An 18,262-nucleotide genomic window follows, 5' to 3' on the forward strand; every position below is an offset into this window, starting at 1 on the left:
GCCGCCCGTTTCAAGGACACCTCGTAGGTGCGATTCTCCCGCGCCGCCGTCCGGACGCAGGCGATCTTCGATGATCGCCGCGGTGGTCTCGTTCCGTCACATGCATGAGCTTGCACTGGCCCATGGAGAGAGCCCACTGGCCGCGGCGCTGATCCCGCTGCCTGTGGTGCTTTGGTCGGGGCGTACAAGACGCTGATGCGGCAGATCCGGTACGCAGATCTGCATCGTCATGCGGAGACCGGGGATACTGCGGTGGTGCCGGCGGAATGCGTTGATGGTGATCTCGCCCTTGGCATGGAGTCTTCTGAGCCCTGCGAGGACGGGACCCGTGATGGCCGGGAACTCCAGAAGGCGGCCTGGCGGTGGGCGCTTGAGAACCGTGGCCTGGACGGCTCAGTCGGCGTGGCCCATATAGGTGGGCGTCGCATCGTGTTCCACTCAGCTACACTGATCAGGCAAGTCAGTGCTAACACATCGGAAAGGCGTTTGGGTGGCAGTCGGGCGTGTTCGCGGGCCAGGGGCGCATCACGAGCAGCGGCGCAACGAGATCGCCGACGCTGTGCTCGCCATCGTGGCCGAACGCGGCCTGGCGATCCCGGTCCAGGAGTGTCGTCTGGAGTCCTTTGACGCTCAGGCGCTCGTGCAGGTCGGGCAGGTGCGGGTCGGCGGCGATCAGTCCCACTGAGCCGTCGCCTTTCGATGCCCGTCGGCAGGCCTGGACGATGTCGGACAGAAGGTCGGCCTCGCTGCAGTGCATAATACTGAGGCTGCCTGGAGTGTGGCGGATCGAGGATGGCGTGGTCAGCGTGGGGTCTATGGTGGGCAGCAGCCGGTTGGCGTAGCCGATGATCTGGGCCGGGACACGGAAGCCACGGTCGAGGATTGCCAGGCTGGCGTCGGAACGTCCGAGGTGCTCGAGCAGCGTGGGCCAGTCAGAGGCGGCGCAGGGGGCTGTGCCTTGGGCGAGATCTCCGAGTACGGTGAAGGAGTCGCCGTGGCCGCGCCGGGCGAGCGCGCGGCACTGCATAGGGCCTAGGTCTTGCGCCTCGTCGACCACGATGTGGCCGAAGGTGGGGGTACGGTCCATGAGGCTGGCCAACTCGTCCAAGAGCGGCGTGTCGGCGGCAGTCCACTTGGCAGACTTCCACGATCGGCAGGGTTTGGCCCACAGAAGCTGCTGCTGCTGGTCTGGCTTGAGGTCTTTGCGGGCGGCCTTGGCGAGAAGGCCGGGGTCGGATAGGAGCCGGTGCAGTACCTGCCCGGGTTTGATGGCGGCCAGACCTGGTCAAGAAGCTGTTTCACGGGCAGGGATCGGGCAACCGCATTCTGCACCCGGTCGTCGGGGGCCTCGCCGCGGCGTTCCATCTGTACGAAGACGGCATGGGTTAGACGCTGGGCCGCGGCGTGCTTGATCGCAGGTGGCGGCTGGCGTACGCCCGCTGGGCCTCGTCACTGCTCCACTCGGCGTAGGTGAGCACCGTTTCGCCGTCTGTGCTGAGATGGCACCGCAAGGAGAGAGAACCCTCCGGCCAGCCGATGCTCGTCCACTCGTCGACGATGGCCTGGGCCATCACGTGTTGCCGGTGGCGGTCGCCCGCGTATGCCGAGTCGATCAGCAGGGTTCCGGAGCCGGGACGCATGATGCTCGGCAGGGGCAGAGCAGGGGAGGAAGACATCAAGGTTCTCCTTCGTCTCAACGTGATCGATAGGAGCATCCTGCGTGATGCCTTCCCGTCTCCACGAGCCGATTTCTAGTGGCTGCCGGTGAGCTGCCCCGCGAGGGTGCCGTGGAGGTGGGCGCTCGGCTGGTTGAGCCCGACGATGGTGACCTTCTTGCCGCGGGCGGCGTACTTGGTTTCGATCGCGTCCAAGGCTGCGACGGAGGAGGCGTCCCAGATGTGGGCGTCGGTCAGGTCGATGACCACGTCGTCAGGGTCGGTGGCGTAGTTGAACTGGTAGACCAGGTCGTTGCTGGAGGCGAAGAAGAGTTCGCCGGTGACGGCGTAGACGACCTGCTTGCCGTCGGGGTCGAGGCAGGCGGTGACGTTGGCCAGGTGAGCGACGCGGCGGGCGAAGACGACCATGGCGGTGAGACTGCCGGCGACGACGCCGATGGCCAGGTTGTGGGTGGCGACCACGACGGCGACGGTGACGACCATGACGAGGGTCTCGCCGTGCGGCATGCGCTTGAGGGTGGCGGGCGCGAGGGAGTGCCAGTCGAAGGTGCCGACCGACACCAGGATCATCACCGCGACGAGGGCTGCCATGGGCATCTGTGACACCCATGGCCCGAAGGCGATGCAAAGGATCATGAGGAAGACGCCGGCGCAGAAGGTGGAGATTCGGGTGCGGGCGCCGTTCTTCACGTTGATCATGGTCTGGCCGATCATGGCGCAGCCGCCCATCCCGCCGAAGACACCGGTGACGATGTTGGCGATGCCCTGGCCGATGGACTCGCGCGTCTTGTTCGAGTGGGTGTCGGTGATGTCGTCGACCAGCTTGGCGGTCATCAGCGATTCCATCAGCCCGACCAGCGCGAACGCGAGCGCGTACGGGGCGATGAGGGCGAGCGTGCCGAGGGCGAGGGGCACGTCGGGCAGGCCTGGGACAGGCAGTGAGGACGGCAGGGCGCCCTTGTCTCCCACGGTGGGCACGGCCAGCCCGGCGCCGAGTGTGATGGCGGTCAGGATGGCGATGGACACCAACGGCGCGGGCACCGCCTTGGTGATGCGAGGGAAGAACACCATCAGTGCCAGCCCACCGATCACCAGCGGATATACCGGCCATGGCACGCCGGTGAGCTCGGGCACCTGGGCCATGAAGATCAGGATCGCGAGCGCGTTGACGAAGCCGACCATCACGCTACGGGGCACGAACCGCATTAGCCGGGCCACACCGAGCGCACCCAGCACGACCTGGAAAATGCCGCCCAGAATGACCGCCGCAACCAGGTAGCCCAGCCCATGCTCGCGGGAAAGCGGCGCTACGACGAGAGCGATCGCGCCGGTCGCAGCGGAGATCATGGCGGATCGGCCGCCCACAAGGGAGATCACCACGGCCATGGTGAACGAGGCGAACAACCCGATACTCGGATCCACCCCGGCGATGATGGAGAAGGAGATCGCCTCGGGAATCAACGCCAGCGCGACCACCAGGCCGGACAGCATCTCGACGCGGAGCACCTTGGGCGTCAGATGCCGCAAGTCCGGGAGACGGAAGCGGCGCGTGGCCACAGCAGAAGAAGACAACACAACCATCCATAGGGCAGGCGCGCAGCGCGAAGCGACGACGCGAACAGAGGGCATGGAGCTACGAGGACAGGCTGACGCGGCAATGTGGCAGCGCTGTGACATGGCGGTGACACCGCCATGTCAGGGAAGGATGAGGGGTTACCGGATGCTGTCGCAGCGGTGCGGATCAATGGCAGGCTGGACGAGCACGATGAATTCCCCCGGGTAGAACGCCGTCGGCTTGCGGGCGCCCGCGATGCGCGTGGATGCCCGGCCAAGCTCGCGCAGACAGCGGCGAGCTCCACATAAACTACCGTGACGTGAGAGTACGGTCGAGCAGAATGGCGGGTGAGAAACCTCTCACCGCTTCATCGTGCTCACCGGGAAGAAGCCGCAGAGGCGGCGTCCAGGCGTGAGCGGCGCAGCTGCTCGGCGAACTCCCTGGCCATGGCGAGTTGCTCGCGGAGCTTGTCGGCCCGGTCGGCGACCGCCCGTTCGAACATCTGCAGCCTGGCCGCCAGGCTGGGGTCCGTGTCGCCGGCGGCCAGCCGGTCGGTGATGTCCAGCAGGTCGCGCATCTCCTCCAGGCTGAACCCCAGCGGCTTCATCCGCTTCACCAGGGCCAGTCGGCCGATGTCGGTCTCACTGTAGAGGCGGAAGCCGCCGGGTGTGCGCTCGGGCACCACCAGGCCGACCTCTTCGTAGTGCCGGATCGTCCGCAAGGACAGCCCGAGCCGCTCGGCCACCTCGCCGATCTGCACCAGACCCTCCGACATCCGTTCCTCCGCTGTTCGTATCCGCCACTCACCGCTTCGCCATATCCTGAGCGTGCAACCTACCCTTACGTTAACTTAAGCTGTGTGCGTAGGTGCACGAGGCGTTCTGGTGACGATACCCCGCTTTCGCGGCGACGTCGGGAAGGGAGCAGCCGATGGCTCGGCAGATCGTCTGCCCGTCATGTGGCGAGAGCGAGGACCTCAACGGCAGCCGTACGGCCGAGGGGATCGTCGTCTCCTGCCAGTCCTGCAAGGCGAACTGGCTGCGAGATTCGGTTCCGGACACCTGCGCCACCTGTGGTGGCACCGACATCGAGTTCCACCCTCAGGCCCTGACCCAGTACGCGCGGGGCACACAGGTGTCCATCGTTGGATGGCGGCACGGTCCGTTCTGCGTGGTCTGCGACGCCGAGGTGGTGCAGACGGCCCGCGACGGCAAACCGATCCCAGCCGCCTACATCTCCGCCGCCGCCAAGCCGCGCGCTGACGGCGGCACGACGGGCACGCTGCGCATCCTGCCCGAGTCCTTCATCGGAGAGCGGTAGGGCAACGCCGACCTGCACCCTGGCGCGTGCGTGCCCAGTGTCCAGACCGTCGGTCATGCCTGCGAGGCGTCAGTGAGGCTTTCGAGAGTGACGATGTTGTCGCGGTGAATGTCGCTCACGACCACCCATTGTCCGCTCTTGTCATCGACCCTTTCGAAGAGCACCGACGAACCGTCTCCGCGGCTGCGGTGGGCCGCGATGAACAGAACGCCGTCATCAACGAGTGTGATGCGGAAGCGCTTCATGGGCCCTCCTGGCGCGATAAGCGGCGAAGCCGCTCTCTTTAGTCTACCTTAACGTTAGGGTAGGTTCGGCTGGATTCACCAGCCCCTACGTCTTGGAGGCCGACCCTATGCGGCATCGTCTTCAGTGTTCTCTCGCGAGAACAGCGCTTCCCCCGGCACTTTCATGAGCCCGTGCAGTGCCCTGCTCGCCCAGGCAATCCGGGGGTCGCCATACAGACGCGTATCTAGACGGCAGCCCCGCTCAGGCCATGCGCGGTGACCAGCCGCGCACTGCCGTCGGCCAGCCGATACGACAGGCCCACCACCGCCAGGCGGCCATCGGCCACCCGCTCGGCCAGCACGCGAGAGCGCTCCAGCAGCAGGTCGACGCTGTGCCGGATGTGCTCATGCAGGATCTGCTCGCCCTGATCGTGTCCGGCGGCGCGGGCCGCCAGCACGCTCGGCATCACCCGCTCGACGACGTCACGGACGAACCCGGCCGGGGTGCTGCCGCCATCGGCGGCGGCACAGGCCGCCGCGATCGCCCCGCACGACTCATGGCCCAAGACCACCACCAGCGGACAGCCCAGCACGCTCACCCCGAACTCGATGCTGCCCAGCACCTCGGTGCCGGCCACGTGCCCGGCCGTGCGGACCACGAACAGATCACCCAGGCCCCGATCGAAGATGATCTCCGCGGCCAGCCGGGAATCGGAACACCCGAACAGCACCGCAAACGGGCTCTGCGCCGGCGCGGTCTCGGACCGGCGGGCGGCATCTTGGTTGGGGTGCTCCGGCGCGCCGGCGATGAACCGCTGGTTGCCCTCCAGCAGCATCGCCAAGGCATCATCGGGCGTCAGCGTCAGGATCTCAGTCATGGCCGCAGGCTACTGGGTATCAGGCTCTTCACAGATGACGGTGTAGCCGCGGGCATGGGCCTGTGGGTCCTGGGCCACCCCTCATGCTCTCTTTGGGAGTTTCCACCCGGAGCGGAGCCGTGGACGTTGGGGTCCGCCGCTGAGACTCTTGTCGGCCGTGCTGATGCCAGGCTGATCGAGTTGGGTCAACACATCGGCACTCCCCTCCTTCGGTGTCCGTCCCGGGGGGTGCCTCGCGATCGTCCTTGGGGCCGACAGCCTCGATTGCTTAGGCAGCAGCTCCTTGTCGCGGTGGGACTCATTCGTGGTCGGTGGGACTCAGCCCTGGGTCGACGGCCCTGGTCCAGTTGCGGCGTACCGGGCGGCGATGGTGCGGACGGCCTCGTCGACTACCTGAGCGACGCGTTCGGCGCTCACCTCCCAGCCCGGCACTAGGAGTGTCGGCCAGAAGACGTAGTTGGAGATCATGCCCAGGAACTGGGTGGCTGCGAGGTCCACGTCCTCGACCCGCACCGTTCCCGCCTCGTGCTCAGCCAGGAGGTAGCTGCGCACGGACTCGAAGTAGGGCATCTTCCCGTGCGAGAACTGCGCATGGGCCAGCTCAGGGAACCGCGGCAGTTCAGCGATGACGATCCTGAACAGATCGGTCATCTGGGCACGGCCTAGCAGCTCGGCGTAACGGCGACCGATGATGCTGAGCCCGTCAACGACGTTGCCTGCTGGCGGAGGATCCTCCTCCTCGTCAGCGGTCGACCAGGACTCGGTCACGATGGCGTCGAACAGGGCAGCCTTGCTCGGAAACTGCTTGAACAAGGTGGCCCGCGAAACGCCCGAGCGCTCTGCGATCCGCGCCAGCGACGTCCGGTCGTAGCCCAACTCGAGAAACAGTGCGGTCGCGGCCGTCACGATCAGCGCGCGCTTCTCCTGGGCGACGCGCTGGTGATACGTCGTCACGACCCTGCTCATGGGCCGAGTATACGAGGTGAGTGGCTTGACTCGCCACTGCCGCCGACCTAGTGTCCAGGGATGGTGAGTCGCCCGGCTCACCACTGGCCGCCGTTCATCACTGGTGATCTCGGTCATTCACCCACGTACCGAAGGAACATCTGATGCCCCGCTTCGACAACCAGACCGTGCTCGTGACCGGTGGGACCGGCGGCCAGGGCTCGAGCCACGTACGCGCCTTTCACGCGGAGGGAGCGAACGTGGTGATCGGCGACATCGACGCCGAACGCGGCGCCGCTCTCGCCGGCGAGCTCGGGACCCGCGCTCGCTTCACCCGACTTGACGTTACCGACGAGAGCGCGTGGTCCGCCGCTGTGCTAGCCGCCGAGAGCGCCTTCGGCGCCCTGAACGTGCTCGTCAACAACGCGGGCGTGCAGAACCCGCCTGCAACAATCGAAGACACGGAGCAGGCCACGTGGTCGCGCATCCTCGACATCAACCTCACAGGGACCTTCCTCGGCATCAAGGTCGCAGCCCCCGCTCTGCGCCGTGCAACAGGCGGAGCCATCGTCAACATCGCCTCGACCATGGGCCTGGGCGGCACGGCTCACTACGCGCCGTACGTCGCCAGCAAGTGGGCCGTGCGAGGCCTCACCCAAACGGCAGCACTCGAGCTCGGCCGCGACCACATCCGGGTGAACACCATCCACCCCGGCGTGATCGCGACCTCCTTCATCCACGAACCAGCAGCTGGCGCAGTCGCGGCAATCGCCGACTTCTACTCACCCGAGCCGTTCGCCATCCCCCGGCTCGGGGAGCCGACTGACGTCACCCGGCTTCTCCTGTTCCTCACGTCATCGGACGCGTCGTTCATCACGGGGTCGGAGTACGTCATCGACGGTGGACTCCTCCTCGGCCCCGCCCTTCAGACCGAGACCGCATGAGCACTCCAGACACGACCGGGTCGAACGACTCCGCACGGGACGCGTCTTCATCCCACCTGCCCAACCACGTCCGACGAGCCATCGAGATCACCCCCGCCGCGGGCACCAGAGAACGGATCATCGACATCACGACGCTGGGGCGACGCACCGGCCGGCCACGCCGCATCGAGATCTTCTTCTACCGGGCTGCGGGCACCACCTACCTGTGTAGCGGCGCCGGCGGTGCCGCGACCGACTGGCATGCGAACCTTCTCGCCCATCCCAACTTCACCTTCCACCTCAAGAACGGGATCCGTGCCGATCTGCCTGCACGGGCCACGCCGGTCACCGACCCAGCTGAACGTCAGGCCGTGCTGGCCGAGATCGTCGCGGATCTCAATCAACCCCACGACCCCGGCACCATCCGGCCGACTCGGCTCGAAGACTGGGCTGACAGTCGGCTGATGCGCATCAGCTTCCGCCATCGGCCGTGATCGCGGATCCCTCGACAGATGACCTACTCCCAGGGACTGGGGTGTAGTCGCGGCTAGAGCGGCTCTTCGCCAGATGAGGGTGTAGCCGGCGCGGCGGTCACAGATGGATGTCGAGGTTTCCAAAGGGGGAAAGGCTCCTGCACGCTCATCTTGAAAGAACCGCCACGTGCCCGACGCCACCGTCGGTGAGCACTCGGATGCGTTCGCCCACCCCGATCCGACAACCTTCTGCCGCCTCGACGAGCTTGGGCTCGTCGTCACGGCCAGCGCCTCGAGCCCGAGCGCGCAGTCCTCTCGTGCCGGGTCGTCGAACCCGACCGTTGGTGTCACCGCTGCGGCTGTGAAGGGACCCCGCGGGACACCGTGACCCGGCGCCCGGCCCACGAGCCGCTCGGCTGGCGGCCCACGCCGCTGCTGGTCACGATCCGCCGGCACCGATGCGGTGGCTGCGGCCACGTGTGGCGCCAGGACACCTCACCGGCGGCTGAGCCGCGGGCCAGGTTGTCGCGCCGCGGGCTGACCCTGTACGCGTCGGCCGGCGCGATCCGCCTCGCCTCGGCCAACCTCCGGAGGCCGGGGCCCCGCAGGCACATCTGGCTGCTGCGAGCTGAACGGGGCCTCAAAAGGAGCGGGGGGGGGGGTGACGTTGATGAGGACTTCCCGGCCACCCATCTGAAGGGCGATGTCTTCCGGCTCTCGGCCGGTCGTCAGCCATCCGTACACGGCGGAGGCGAGACAGCGTGGATCAAGGGGATCGCCCCGAGCGGAGGATGCCGGGGACACCTGGAACCTTCGCCCATCCCGCAGCGTCAAGCGGATCAGCTCCGCGTGGACGATCTCGGCTGCCAGGTAGCAGCCTGGATGGCGTCGCAAGGTCTCCTCGGCCCAGCCTGCGGGGTCCCGGCCGACGATGATCGCCGCGCTCGGCAGGAGTCGCCTGTACAGGATGTCGGCGTCCACGACGAGATGCAGCTCGCGTACCTGATCGTCCGGGGTGTGCTCGGGGGTGATGGGGAAGCGGCGCACGTGGACCCGGCCGTCGCCGACCTCGGTCTCCACGAGGAAGGCGAGCACGTCGTCGCGTTCCGCCCGCGGTTCGGGGCAGCGGCGTGACGGTGGCGAGGGCCCGGCGTTCCGGAAGGCTCATCAGTCGGTACGCCAGGCGGCGCAGCAGATCCTCGGCCTGCCCGGCCATGCCCAGTGTCCGCCTCGCCGCCTCGTCGTACGTCCGGCGTGCGGTCATGGTCATGTCGAGCTGTCGTCGCAGGTTCTGGCGCGGGCCGAGCCGGGGCAGCTTGCGGCACAGCGCGGCGGTGGGGGAGGCAGGATCCAGTTCCAACGCTTCGCGGCCGGAAGACGCGAGCAGGGTGGGACGACCCAGAGCTGTTCCGTAGAAGGTGACCGATCCGTGGTCGCCCACGATCACGTCGGCCGCCAGGAGCGCCGCCTGCCAGCCCTGATGAGGGGGCAGCAACATCAGCCCGGCGTCGCGGGCGTCGGCCAGCCACAGTCGTACCTGCAGTCCGCCGTGGCCCATGCGCTGTCTTCCGTATGGCTTCCGATCAGACCCCAAGGCCGGCCAGTGCCTCCCGAGCCTCGTCCAGGGCGCGCCGCGTACTCGTCGATCTCCTCGTCACATGCGTCGGTCGGCGTCGAGGAACCAGCGCTGGTTGGCGGTGGCATTCCGTTCTTTCCCAGCGCGAGTCCCGGGTGGATGTCGAACTCGTCGAGATGTGCACCGTCAGCTCAAGAGTCGTCCACTTCCGTTACCACCTGGCCCGCTAACTAACCGGCATTGCGGCTAGGGCGTGTCTTAAGTCGTGATCAAGGGGTGAGATCCCTCTTCCGACCGGCGCTTCGACTGGATCCTCAGGATTTTGTGAACCTTTCCGCTCGGAATGCCGACTGTCTGTGTGACGGACGGTGCAGAGGGAGGTGTGGTGGGCAACGAAGGGTTGCTGGTGGTGCGCTGTCAGCTTGGGGAGCGGAGGCGTTCCGCGAACTGGTGGCCATCTGGCACACCCCGCTGTGGCGCTATGTCCGGGGCATGGTCGGCTCTCCGCACCTCGCGGACGATCTTGCTCAGGAGGCGTGGGTCGCTGTGGTGCGCGGTCTGCCGCGGTTGCGGCAGCCGGAGCGGTTCGCCCCGTGGCTGTTCACCATCGCCAGGCGCACGGTCACAGACCATCTGCGGCAGACGTACAGGGCGCCGGAGACGGCCATGGAGGAAGCCACGACTGTCGTCGCCGACGACGAGCTCAGCGGGGTACTCACCACGATGCAGATCGAGGCAGGTCTTGCTGCTCTGCCGCCCTTGGAGCGCGAGGTACTGATCCTCTTCCATCTGGAGGACCTGCCGCTGGCCACTTGTTCGGAGGTGCTCGGCGTACCGGCCGGCACGGTCAAGAGCAGGCTGCACCGCGCCCGGCACCTGCTGCGCAACCACCTTGCCGAGAAGGGATACGAGGCATGAGCGAGCGGAACCGCGCAGCGCAGCGGGCGGTGCCCGAGCAGCTGGAGCGCGTGCTGGCCACGGAGGTGTCGCTGCGCTCCCGGCTGCGCCACGTGGCAGTGGGCCTGGCTGGGGGATGCGGCGCGGCCGTGATCGCGGTGCTGTGGGCGACCGAGCCGAATACTCTGCCGACGCGTACTCAGGCCGTCTTCGCCGGATTGATCGCCATCGGGCTGGCCTGGGCCTTCTTCGCCGGCTGGGTGCTGAGCAGGCGTCGGCCGCTTTTCGCCCAGGACCGGGTGCTGTCGGCCCGGATCGCGCTGGCGGCGACCGTGGTGACCGCCGCGGGCGGGGTGGCGCTGGCTGCAGCCCGCGGCAGCACCGCCGACCTGGTGGCCACCGCCGCGGGCGGGGTCGTCTTCACCGCCGCCGCGGTGCTTGCCCTGGTACGGGCGCGGCGCCGCCGCCGCGAACTACTGCGTCTGCGGGATGCCTTGCGGCAAGAGGCCCCCTGAGCAACCGAATTCACCCAAGCCAAGATCACCCAGATCATGAAGGAGACAGACATGGATAACAAGACTGCTCCGATCGGCCCGGTGGCCCTCGCGCTCAGTCTCAGCGGTGCAAGCAGGCGCACCGTCCTGGTCGTCGCGGCCCTGGCCTGTACCGCCCTGCTGATCGGCGTCGGCCTGCTCCTGACCTGAGCTTGCGCCCCAGAGCCGAGGCTCCACCGCTGGGGCCTCGGTGACACACGCCCAAGAATTCAGTGACACAGGACAGCTGGCAGAGGTCGGGGATGGCTCGTAGGGAACTCACGGACGACGAGTGGGAGTTGATCGAACCGTTCCTGCCAGTGGGTAGGTTCGGCCCGTATCCAGAGCATCTGCGGGAGCAGTTCGAGGGCGTGATCTGGAAGTTCCGCTCGGGTGCCCAGTGGCGGGAGATGCCGGCGGAGTTCGGGGTCTGGCAGACCGTCTACGACCGCTTCGTCCGGTGGCGTGACACAGGCGTCTTCCAGGCCCTGATGGACGGGATGATCGCCGAGGCGGCCCAGCGGGGTCAGACGGACTTGTCCCTGGTCAGCGTGGACTCTACGGTCGCCCCTGGTCATCACGACGCCGCGGGCATGCGAGTTGGGGAGGAGGTCTTGTCGTCCCTGGAGAAGGCCGCCGAGGCGTCAAAGGGGGCCGCGAGAGGGAACGAAAGCCGCAGGTCGGAGGTGTACAGGACACGTCCGACCCTGACCGGGAGGAACGGTGGCGCCTCCGGCGATGACACCGGGCCCGTCTCAAGGAGGCCCTGTTGGGCCGGTCGCGTGGCGGCCTGACCACCAAGGTCCACCTCGCTTCCGATCCGCGCTGTCGCCCGCTCTCCTTCATCCTGACCGAGGGGCAGGCCGCCGACAGCCCCCGGTTCGTCCCGGTCCTGGGCAAGAAGCGCCGGAGGGCGCCCGGTCAGCCACGACGCCGCGCTCTACAAAGATCGCAACACTGTCGAACGCCTGATCAACAAGCTGAAAGCGTGGCGCGGCATCGCGACCCGCCACGACAAGACATCCCAGAGCTACCTCGCCGGCCTCCATCTGCGAGGAGCAGTGATCTGGATGCGCAGCCTCCAGTGATCTCGACTTCAGACAGGCCCTAGTCCGCGCTGACCTGCGTGGTGCCCGCCTCAGCTGGGCAGACATGCGCGGGGCACTCGGTATCCCGCATGACCAGCACCAACATCAACCATCAGCGAATTTGAAGTAGCCGTGGGCCACTGGCGACGCTGCGGTCACCACTGATGCGCCAATCGGCTCCTGAACCTGTCGGGACGGCGCTCGACCCGGCGCCGGATCACGCTGAAACCGATCCCGCCTGTGGGCAAACGGTGAACACAGTCCTCTGGCCGGACGCGATGCCCTGGCCACTTGAGCCAGAACCGCCGCTCTCAGGCTCCGCGCCCGAAAATGGACAAACTGGGCCGTCGGAGAAGAGCTCCGGGAACATCACCCTTGGGGATCACCAGGTCCGCTCCGGCCACGCACCTCTCGGTGGTTGACCAGCACATCGACCCCATCCAGAGCCTCATGGCTTGCGGTGGTAGCGCTCGGTGATCGTTTGGATCTCATCGGTGTACAGCGCGTCGGCGTCGATGTGCATCGCGGTGTAGGCGCCGCCCAGTTCGAGGCTGACGATGCCGTGCATGCGTGACCACACGCGCACGACGTACTGGACGTCGTCGTCTTCGTTGCCGTCCAGGACGCCGAGTACGGGGAGCATGAGTGTCGAGGCGGCCTCGGCGATCGGCTCGGCGTGCGCGTCGTAGCCGGGGAACGGTGGCCTGAACAGCAGCTCGTAACGGTGCGGATGCTCGCGTGCCCATTGGCGGTAGGCGTGGGCCAACTCGCGCATCCGCTGCTCGGGACGGCGGACGTGGGCGCTGCCGGCGGCCGCGCGGGCCAGCGCGTCGCGCAGGTCGTGGTAGGCGTCGATCACTAGTTCGTTGAGCAACTCGTCGCGGTTGGCGTAGTAGCGGTACAGGGCAGGGCCGGAGACCCCGAGCTGCTTGGCGATGGCGTTGAGCGAGATCGTCTGGGCCCCGCCCTCGGCCAATTGCTCGAGGGCGACGGCCTTCACGTCCTCCCGTACCTGCTCGCGGAAGCGCTCTCGCATCGAGCTCCGGCGCTGTCCTGTGGCCATCACGGACCTCCACTCCACGTCCACGAATGAGCTTCCGCAAACGCTAGCACTTCAAGCGCCTCTTGACATAGAACGCGATCGTGATAGATGCTCCACGATGTTAGAAGATATAACAAAAGAGAGCACCGCTCTAGACGAAGGAGGCCGAGTGATGGGCAACGGAGTAGCGCACCCCAGGGCGGACGGCCGCCCGAAGGCGCCGCGTGGAGTGGCGATGGCCGGCCTGGCGACGGCCATGTTCCTGGTCATCCTGGACGCCGCCATGGTCAACCTCGCCGGGCCGACGATCCGCGAGGGACTGGCGCTCACTGCCGCCGAGCTCACGATCGTGGTGGGCGGCTACCTGATGGCGTTCGCCGGTCTGCTGCTGCTCGGCGGCCGTCTTGCCGACGTGCTCGGCGGCCGGAAGGTGTTCCTGTCCGGGATGGCCGTCTACCTCGCGGCCTCGGCCTGGTGCGCGCTGGCCACCAGCGGCGCCATGCTGATCGCCGGGCGGATCGGGCAGGGAATCGGGGCCGCGGTCGTGATACCGGCCGCGCTCTCGCTCGTCCTCGCCCTGTACTCCTCGTCCGGGGAACGCACGCGTGCGATGGGCATCTGGGGCGCCGTCGCGGGTGCCGGCAGCCTCGTCGGTGTCTTCCTCGGCGGAACGCTGACCGAGATGCTCGGCTGGCAGGCCGTGTTCGTGACCCCGGTGCCGTTCGGCCTCATCGGGGCGATCATCGTGTGGCGCTCGGCGCCGCCAGCCCCGGGCAGGCCCGGCCGGTTCGACCTGCCCGGCGCCATCACCATCACCATCGCGATCTCCGCCCTCGCGCTAGGCATGGTCTCGGCCTCAGAGGCCGGATGGGACGCGCCCGGCACCGTCGCCGGTCTCGCGGTCGGCCTCGCCGCCCTGGCCGCGTTCGTGAAGGTCGAGCGACGCTCCGCGCACCCGCTGGTCCCCCTCGGCGTCTTCCGCAGAAGGCCGGTGGTCCTGGCGAACGTGGTGGTGCTGCTGATCGGCGGCACGCTGACGAGCCTGTTCTTCTTCCTGCCGCAGTACCAGCAGGAGGTACTCGGGATGAGCCCGCTGGCGGCCGGGATGGCCCAGCTCCCCATCGCCGTCATGATCATCGTGGGCAGTGCCGCCGCGCCGCCGCTGGCCAAGCGCATCGGGCTGGCCCGCGCGCTGCCGGTCGCCCTCGTCGTGCTGCTCACCGGCTTCGTGTGGCTGGCGCTGGACCGGACGGCCGGCGGCTTCTCCCTCACTCTGCTGGGCGCGTTCGTGGTGATCGGCGCCGGCCTCGGGCTCGGCGCCGTCAACGCCACCGCGATGGCGGTGCACGACAGCGCCGAAGGCGAATCGGGGCTGCTCAGCGGGCTGGTCAACGCCGCACAGCAACTGGGCGGCGCGGTCGGGCTCGCGGCCCTGGCCGGGATCGCCATCGGCGCCGCGGGAGCCGAGGAGGACATCGCGTTCACGACCGCGTTCCTGGGGCAGGCCGCGCTCATCCTCATCGCCCTCGCGCTGTCGCTCGTCCCCACCGCCAAGACCCGGCCGGCCCCCGCCTCCGCGGGGACGCGCTGACCCGGGACCACCACCCCCGCCGAGGAACAGGCCCTGGCGAAACCACAGGAAGGAACACCGTGATGAAAAGCCCGACCGTCCTCGTTACCGGAGCGACCGGAACCGTGGGATCCGCCTTGATTCCCGCCCTGCAGGCCCGCGACGTCACCGTCCGCGCCATGATCCGCAACCCCGACCGTCCCGTCCCCGGCGTCCAGAACGTCGTCGCCGACCTGCGGGACCGGGCATCGGTCGCCGCCGCGTTGAAAGGCGTCGACGCGGCGTTCCTCAACAGCCCCTCCGAACCCGACGCCGCCGCCCTCCAGATCCAGTTCGCCGATTCCGCCCGCGACGTCGGCCTGAACCGGCTCGTGCTGCTCTCCCAGTACGCGGCACACGCCGGCTCCCCGGTCCGGTTCCTGCGCTGGCACGCCGAAGTCGAAGCACACCTCCTGCGGCTCGGCCTCGACCACACCGTGCTGCGCCCCAACCTCTACCTGCAGGCGCTGTTCGGCTTCGCCGGCACCATCGCCCAGGGCTGGTTCGCCGCGCCCGTCGCCGACGCCGCCGTCAGCGCAATCGACACCAGGGATATCGCGGAGACGGCCGCGGTCGTCCTGACCGGCACGGGGCACACCGGCCAGATCTACACCCTGACAGGGCCCCGCGCCGTGACCCACGGCCAGATCGCCCACGCGCTGACCGCGGCCACCGGACGGGACATCACCTTCCATGACGCACCCGCCGACCAGTTCACCGCCGCACTGACCGGGATCCTTCCGCCTTGGCAGCTCGACGGCCTGGTCGAGGACTACGCCCACTACGCCAGGGGCGAGGCCGCCGATGTGCACACGTCCGTCCCCGATCTCACCGGACGCCCCGCGCGCGACATCACCGACTTCGCCCGCGACTTCGCCCCCGCGTTCCGCCCGGCGTGACACCCCGGACGGACACCAGCCGAAAGGAAAGGTTCGATGATTTACCATTGCATCCGTTTCACCCCCAAGCCCGGCGTCTCGGAGGCGGACCGGCAGGCCGCTCTGGAAAGCATGCGCGAGGCCGCCCGCGCCATCCCGGCCATCAAGTCGCACGTCGTCGGCCCCGACTTCGGCGGGGACTACGAATACGGCTCCATCTCCGTGATCGAGGACCTCGAAGGCTATGAGGAGATGATGAACCACCCGGTCCACCTCGAGGTGGACCGCAACGGGCTGCCGCTGGTCGACAGATTCGCCTCCTTCGACATCACCGACGACCCGGACCCGGAGATCGGCACGAAGATCGCCGAAATCCACCGCCGCCGGTACGCCACCATCCCCGACGTCGCCGCCCTGGTCTCCGAACTCCCCGAATACACCGGCAGCGCCGCCCCGCCGGAAAGCGCCGGCTGACAACAAACCCAAGCGACCCCGGCCCGCACTTCACGCGCCTGGGTCGGGGTCGCGTTCTGGTCGGTGATCCACGTGCCCGACCAGGCCATGCCCGGCATGTGCGAGCAGTTCCGCCGAGTGTTGCGCCCAAGAGGCCGCTACTGGTCGGCTTTCACGTCGGTGGCCAGACACGAGACACGTCCGAGGGCTACACGGGCCGCCTGATCACCGTTGACACCCATGACCCAGGGCGATTTCAAGGTTGCCGGGCTGGGGCGATCATGTCCTGATGCCGGGATCAGCCACCGTTACCTAGGTTGATAACGCGGCGAGGACGGCCTTCTGTTCTGGATCATGGGAGGGCGGCGGCCGAAAAGACCGCCGCCCTCCTGTTCGGCGAGGAAGACCAGGTAGAAACGGGCAAACTCATCTCGCTGAGGAGCTGAACAGTCGGATTAAGCATCCGGCCCCGCGTTCGCCGCCTGCTCGTGGCAAGGCGGGGCCGCTGCTCTTGTCGCAGCAGCCGGAGGTACATGGATCATGGAGTGTGCGGGGTTGCTGCGCACGAGCACGTATGGAGCACTCCGCTTCTAGACGAAAATTCTAGAACGAGTCCGATCCCGCAAAGCAGCAGGTCCGGCTATGATCAAAGTGCGCCCTGCAGTGTGCTGGTGCAGGACATAGGAAACCCACAGCGTGTGCGGGGTGTCCAAGGCCAAAGTTGTCATCACCGCTGCTGTCGTCGAGGGCCGGTCCCAAGCGGAGGTCGCCCGCGCGTACGGGGTTTCCAAGGGCTGGGTGTCCAAGCTCGTCGCGCGCTACCGGGCCGAGGGCGAGGTGGCGTTCGAGCTCCGGTCCCGGCGACCGAAGACCTCGCCGAACGCGATCGGCTGTTCCTGGCCACCGAGCGGCTGATCGGTGCGGAAGTGGCGGCCGCCATCAAGGAAGGGCTCGACCGCTACGAGCGGATGGGGTAACTGACCGATGCATGGTGAGGGAAATGCCCAGGCAAGGGCGACGGCAAGCTGGGAGCGAGGGCTGCTGGCGTGCGGGGTGATCGGTCCTGCGCTCTTCGTCACCGTGTTTCTGGTGACAAGTGCGGTCCATCCGGCGGGGTACGACCCGCTCCGGCACACGGTGAGCGCCTTCGTGCTCGGGGAGTTCGGCTGGGTGCAGCGCACGAGCTTCATCGCCAGCGGCGGGCTGCTGCTGGCATACGCCGTCGGGCTGCGGCCGGCGCTACGGCGCTACAGCGGCGGATGGTGGGTGCCGGTGCTGATCGGGCTGTTCGCCGTCGGGATGATCGGCTCCGGGGTGTTCGCCGCCGACCCGGTCGCCGCCGGGGTGACCACCGCCCATCCCTATCCGCTGGGAACGCCGGTGGGGCCGGACCGCACGCTGCACGGCGTCCTGCACGACCTCTTCGGGACTCCGGTCTTCCTGGGACTGCCGGTCGCCTGTTGTATGGTCGCCTACCGCCTTGCCGCGGCCGGGCACAAGGGGTGGGCCGCCTACTCGACAGGGACCGCCTTAGCGTTCCTAACCGGCTTCGTGCTCACCGCCATGGCGCTGGCTCAGCCTCCGCTCATCCCGTCGATCGGCGGGCTGCTGCAGCGCCTCACGATCATCATCGGGTGGGCGTGGCTGGCCGCGCTGGCCGCGTACCTGATCCGCAGGACTGCCCGATGAGGCGGACGCGCCATACCGTCTCGATCGGGCCAGCTCTCACGAGGGTGCCATGTGGATCGACCCCCCGCGTGTCGTACTTTCTGTCGTACCTCCAGGCGATTTCTATTACCGGTTGTTGGATCACGGAAGTACTGCGACTCGGAGGAGACAGGTGGCGCAGCAGTGCTCCAGGCATTGACGGACGGTCGTTTGATCACTTCGACAGTGACACCAAGCCCGCTTCGCAGGCGAGGATGACAAGCTGGACCCGGTCACGCGCATCGAGCTTGCTCAGCAGCCGGCCCACATACACCTTGACGGTGGCGACGCGGATGACCAGTTCGGCGGCTACTTCCGTGTTGGTCAGGCCGCCCGCCATCAGAGTGAGGACCTCGCGTTCACGCTCCATGACGCCCGCCAGCTCCCGCGGTGCGGGATCGGGTGCGGAGCCGCTGGCGAACGCCTCGATCATTTTGACATTGGTCAATCTCCTGGTGGGTGGAAGCGAGCAGTCAGACGGTGCG

The 18,262-nt window shown here is 67.7% G+C and carries 22 protein-coding genes and 3 pseudogenes; 16 read left to right on the plus strand and 9 right to left on the minus strand.

Features of this window, described 5'->3' with window-relative positions:
* Window positions 1-70: 70 nt before the first annotated feature.
* On the plus strand, window positions 71-196 hold the full coding sequence (locus E1294_RS17745) for a DUF2637 domain-containing protein (RefSeq protein ID WP_132509636.1): 126 nt from the start codon (window positions 71-73) through the stop codon (window positions 194-196).
* Window positions 197-466: 270 nt separating this feature from the next.
* Here E1294_RS17745 and E1294_RS54585 read toward each other — a convergent pair whose 3' ends face one another.
* The 4 genes from E1294_RS54585 to E1294_RS17765 form a co-directional block, all read right to left on the minus strand.
* Complete coding sequence (locus E1294_RS54585) at window positions 467-1,108, minus strand: helicase domain-containing protein (RefSeq protein ID WP_220447796.1); 642 nt, start codon at window positions 1,106-1,108, stop codon at window positions 467-469.
* 277 nt (window positions 1,109-1,385) lie between these two features.
* A complete protein-coding gene (locus E1294_RS17755) occupies window positions 1,386-1,676 on the minus strand; it encodes a hypothetical protein (protein WP_132509637.1) in 291 nt (96 codons plus the stop codon).
* Window positions 1,677-1,751: 75 nt separating this feature from the next.
* Window positions 1,752-3,167: a SulP family inorganic anion transporter gene (locus E1294_RS17760; protein WP_425465211.1), complete on the minus strand. Its 1,416-nt coding sequence runs from the start codon at window positions 3,165-3,167 to the stop codon at window positions 1,752-1,754.
* Between the two features lie 440 nt (window positions 3,168-3,607).
* The gene (locus E1294_RS17765; RefSeq protein WP_132509639.1) at window positions 3,608-4,006 is read right to left on the minus strand and encodes a MerR family transcriptional regulator; all 399 of its coding nucleotides are present in this window, start codon (window positions 4,004-4,006) and stop codon (window positions 3,608-3,610) included.
* 155 nt (window positions 4,007-4,161) lie between these two features.
* Here E1294_RS17765 and E1294_RS17770 point away from each other — a divergent pair, with 155 nt between their 5' ends.
* Window positions 4,162-4,551 (plus strand): hypothetical protein, encoded by a 390-nt coding sequence (locus tag E1294_RS17770; RefSeq protein WP_181958515.1) that lies wholly within the window; start codon window positions 4,162-4,164, stop codon window positions 4,549-4,551.
* Window positions 4,552-4,604: 53 nt separating this feature from the next.
* Here the strand turns inward: E1294_RS17770 and E1294_RS17775 are convergent, their stop codons facing one another.
* The 3 genes from E1294_RS17775 to E1294_RS17785 all read right to left on the minus strand — a co-directional run bounded on the left by E1294_RS17775 (window position 4,605) and on the right by E1294_RS17785 (window position 6,619).
* Window positions 4,605-4,796, minus strand: a complete 192-nt coding sequence (locus E1294_RS17775; protein ID WP_132509640.1) for a hypothetical protein — start codon at window positions 4,794-4,796, stop codon at window positions 4,605-4,607.
* 224 nt (window positions 4,797-5,020) lie between these two features.
* The gene (locus E1294_RS17780) at window positions 5,021-5,653 is read right to left on the minus strand and encodes a carbonic anhydrase (RefSeq protein WP_132509641.1); all 633 of its coding nucleotides are present in this window, start codon (window positions 5,651-5,653) and stop codon (window positions 5,021-5,023) included.
* A 318-nt stretch (window positions 5,654-5,971) separates the two neighbouring features.
* Window positions 5,972-6,619: a TetR/AcrR family transcriptional regulator gene (locus E1294_RS17785; protein ID WP_132509642.1), complete on the minus strand. Its 648-nt coding sequence runs from the start codon at window positions 6,617-6,619 to the stop codon at window positions 5,972-5,974.
* A gap of 143 nt (window positions 6,620-6,762) precedes the next feature.
* Between E1294_RS17785 and E1294_RS17790 the strand changes: the two genes are divergently transcribed.
* The 9 genes and pseudogenes from E1294_RS17790 to E1294_RS58085 all read left to right on the plus strand — a co-directional run.
* Window positions 6,763-7,542: a glucose 1-dehydrogenase gene (locus E1294_RS17790; RefSeq protein WP_132509643.1), complete on the plus strand. Its 780-nt coding sequence runs from the start codon at window positions 6,763-6,765 to the stop codon at window positions 7,540-7,542.
* Window positions 7,539-8,015, plus strand: a complete 477-nt coding sequence (locus E1294_RS17795) for a nitroreductase/quinone reductase family protein (protein WP_132509644.1) — start codon at window positions 7,539-7,541, stop codon at window positions 8,013-8,015. The genes E1294_RS17790 and E1294_RS17795 overlap by 4 nt, the downstream gene beginning before the upstream one ends.
* Before the next feature lie 166 nt (window positions 8,016-8,181).
* A pseudogene (locus tag E1294_RS17800) lies at window positions 8,182-8,534 on the plus strand (ISL3 family transposase); the annotation flags it as partial.
* A gap of 309 nt (window positions 8,535-8,843) precedes the next feature.
* A complete protein-coding gene (locus E1294_RS17805; protein WP_132509645.1) occupies window positions 8,844-9,128 on the plus strand; it encodes a hypothetical protein in 285 nt (94 codons plus the stop codon).
* A gap of 892 nt (window positions 9,129-10,020) precedes the next feature.
* Window positions 10,021-10,488 (plus strand): RNA polymerase sigma factor, encoded by a 468-nt coding sequence (locus E1294_RS17810; RefSeq protein WP_246083083.1) that lies wholly within the window; start codon window positions 10,021-10,023, stop codon window positions 10,486-10,488.
* Window positions 10,485-10,982 carry a transmembrane transport protein gene (locus E1294_RS17815; RefSeq protein WP_132509646.1) on the plus strand — a complete coding sequence of 166 codons (498 nt, stop codon included), beginning with the start codon at window positions 10,485-10,487 and terminating at the stop codon, window positions 10,980-10,982. The genes E1294_RS17810 and E1294_RS17815 overlap by 4 nt, the downstream gene beginning before the upstream one ends.
* Before the next feature lie 51 nt (window positions 10,983-11,033).
* Window positions 11,034-11,171 carry a hypothetical protein gene (locus tag E1294_RS52770; RefSeq protein WP_165977348.1) on the plus strand — a complete coding sequence of 46 codons (138 nt, stop codon included), beginning with the start codon at window positions 11,034-11,036 and terminating at the stop codon, window positions 11,169-11,171.
* 92 nt (window positions 11,172-11,263) lie between these two features.
* Window positions 11,264-12,088 (plus strand): annotated as a pseudogene (locus tag E1294_RS17820) (transposase).
* A 19-nt stretch (window positions 12,089-12,107) separates the two neighbouring features.
* Window positions 12,108-12,218, plus strand: a pseudogene (locus E1294_RS58085) (pentapeptide repeat-containing protein); the annotation flags it as partial.
* A 318-nt stretch (window positions 12,219-12,536) separates the two neighbouring features.
* Here the strand turns inward: E1294_RS58085 and E1294_RS17830 are convergent.
* Window positions 12,537-13,151, minus strand: a complete 615-nt coding sequence (locus E1294_RS17830; protein WP_132509647.1) for a TetR/AcrR family transcriptional regulator — start codon at window positions 13,149-13,151, stop codon at window positions 12,537-12,539.
* 151 nt (window positions 13,152-13,302) lie between these two features.
* Between E1294_RS17830 and E1294_RS17835 the strand changes: the two genes are divergently transcribed.
* The 5 genes from E1294_RS17835 (at window position 13,303) to E1294_RS17860 (ending at window position 17,759) form a co-directional block, all read left to right on the plus strand.
* The gene (locus E1294_RS17835; protein ID WP_220447797.1) at window positions 13,303-14,721 is read left to right on the plus strand and encodes an MFS transporter; all 1,419 of its coding nucleotides are present in this window, start codon (window positions 13,303-13,305) and stop codon (window positions 14,719-14,721) included.
* Window positions 14,722-14,783: 62 nt separating this feature from the next.
* The gene (locus E1294_RS17840; RefSeq protein ID WP_132509648.1) at window positions 14,784-15,638 is read left to right on the plus strand and encodes an NmrA family NAD(P)-binding protein; all 855 of its coding nucleotides are present in this window, start codon (window positions 14,784-14,786) and stop codon (window positions 15,636-15,638) included.
* A gap of 36 nt (window positions 15,639-15,674) precedes the next feature.
* On the plus strand, window positions 15,675-16,091 hold the full coding sequence (locus E1294_RS17845; RefSeq protein ID WP_132509649.1) for a Dabb family protein: 417 nt from the start codon (window positions 15,675-15,677) through the stop codon (window positions 16,089-16,091).
* Window positions 16,092-16,775: 684 nt separating this feature from the next.
* Entirely contained in the window at window positions 16,776-16,985 is a 210-nt protein-coding gene (locus E1294_RS17855; protein ID WP_220447798.1) for a helix-turn-helix domain-containing protein, read from the plus strand.
* A 69-nt stretch (window positions 16,986-17,054) separates the two neighbouring features.
* Window positions 17,055-17,759, plus strand: a complete 705-nt coding sequence (locus E1294_RS17860; protein ID WP_132509650.1) for a DUF998 domain-containing protein — start codon at window positions 17,055-17,057, stop codon at window positions 17,757-17,759.
* 193 nt (window positions 17,760-17,952) lie between these two features.
* On the opposite strand, the gene E1294_RS17865 is transcribed toward E1294_RS17860, so the two are convergent.
* Window positions 17,953-18,210 carry a response regulator transcription factor gene (locus E1294_RS17865; RefSeq protein WP_246083085.1) on the minus strand — a complete coding sequence of 86 codons (258 nt, stop codon included), beginning with the start codon at window positions 18,208-18,210 and terminating at the stop codon, window positions 17,953-17,955.
* Between the last annotated feature and the right edge of the window lie 52 nt (window positions 18,211-18,262).

Origin of the sequence: Nonomuraea diastatica (genome assembly GCF_004349015.1) — a bacterium.
Classification (GTDB): domain Bacteria; phylum Actinomycetota; class Actinomycetes; order Streptosporangiales; family Streptosporangiaceae; genus Nonomuraea; species Nonomuraea diastatica.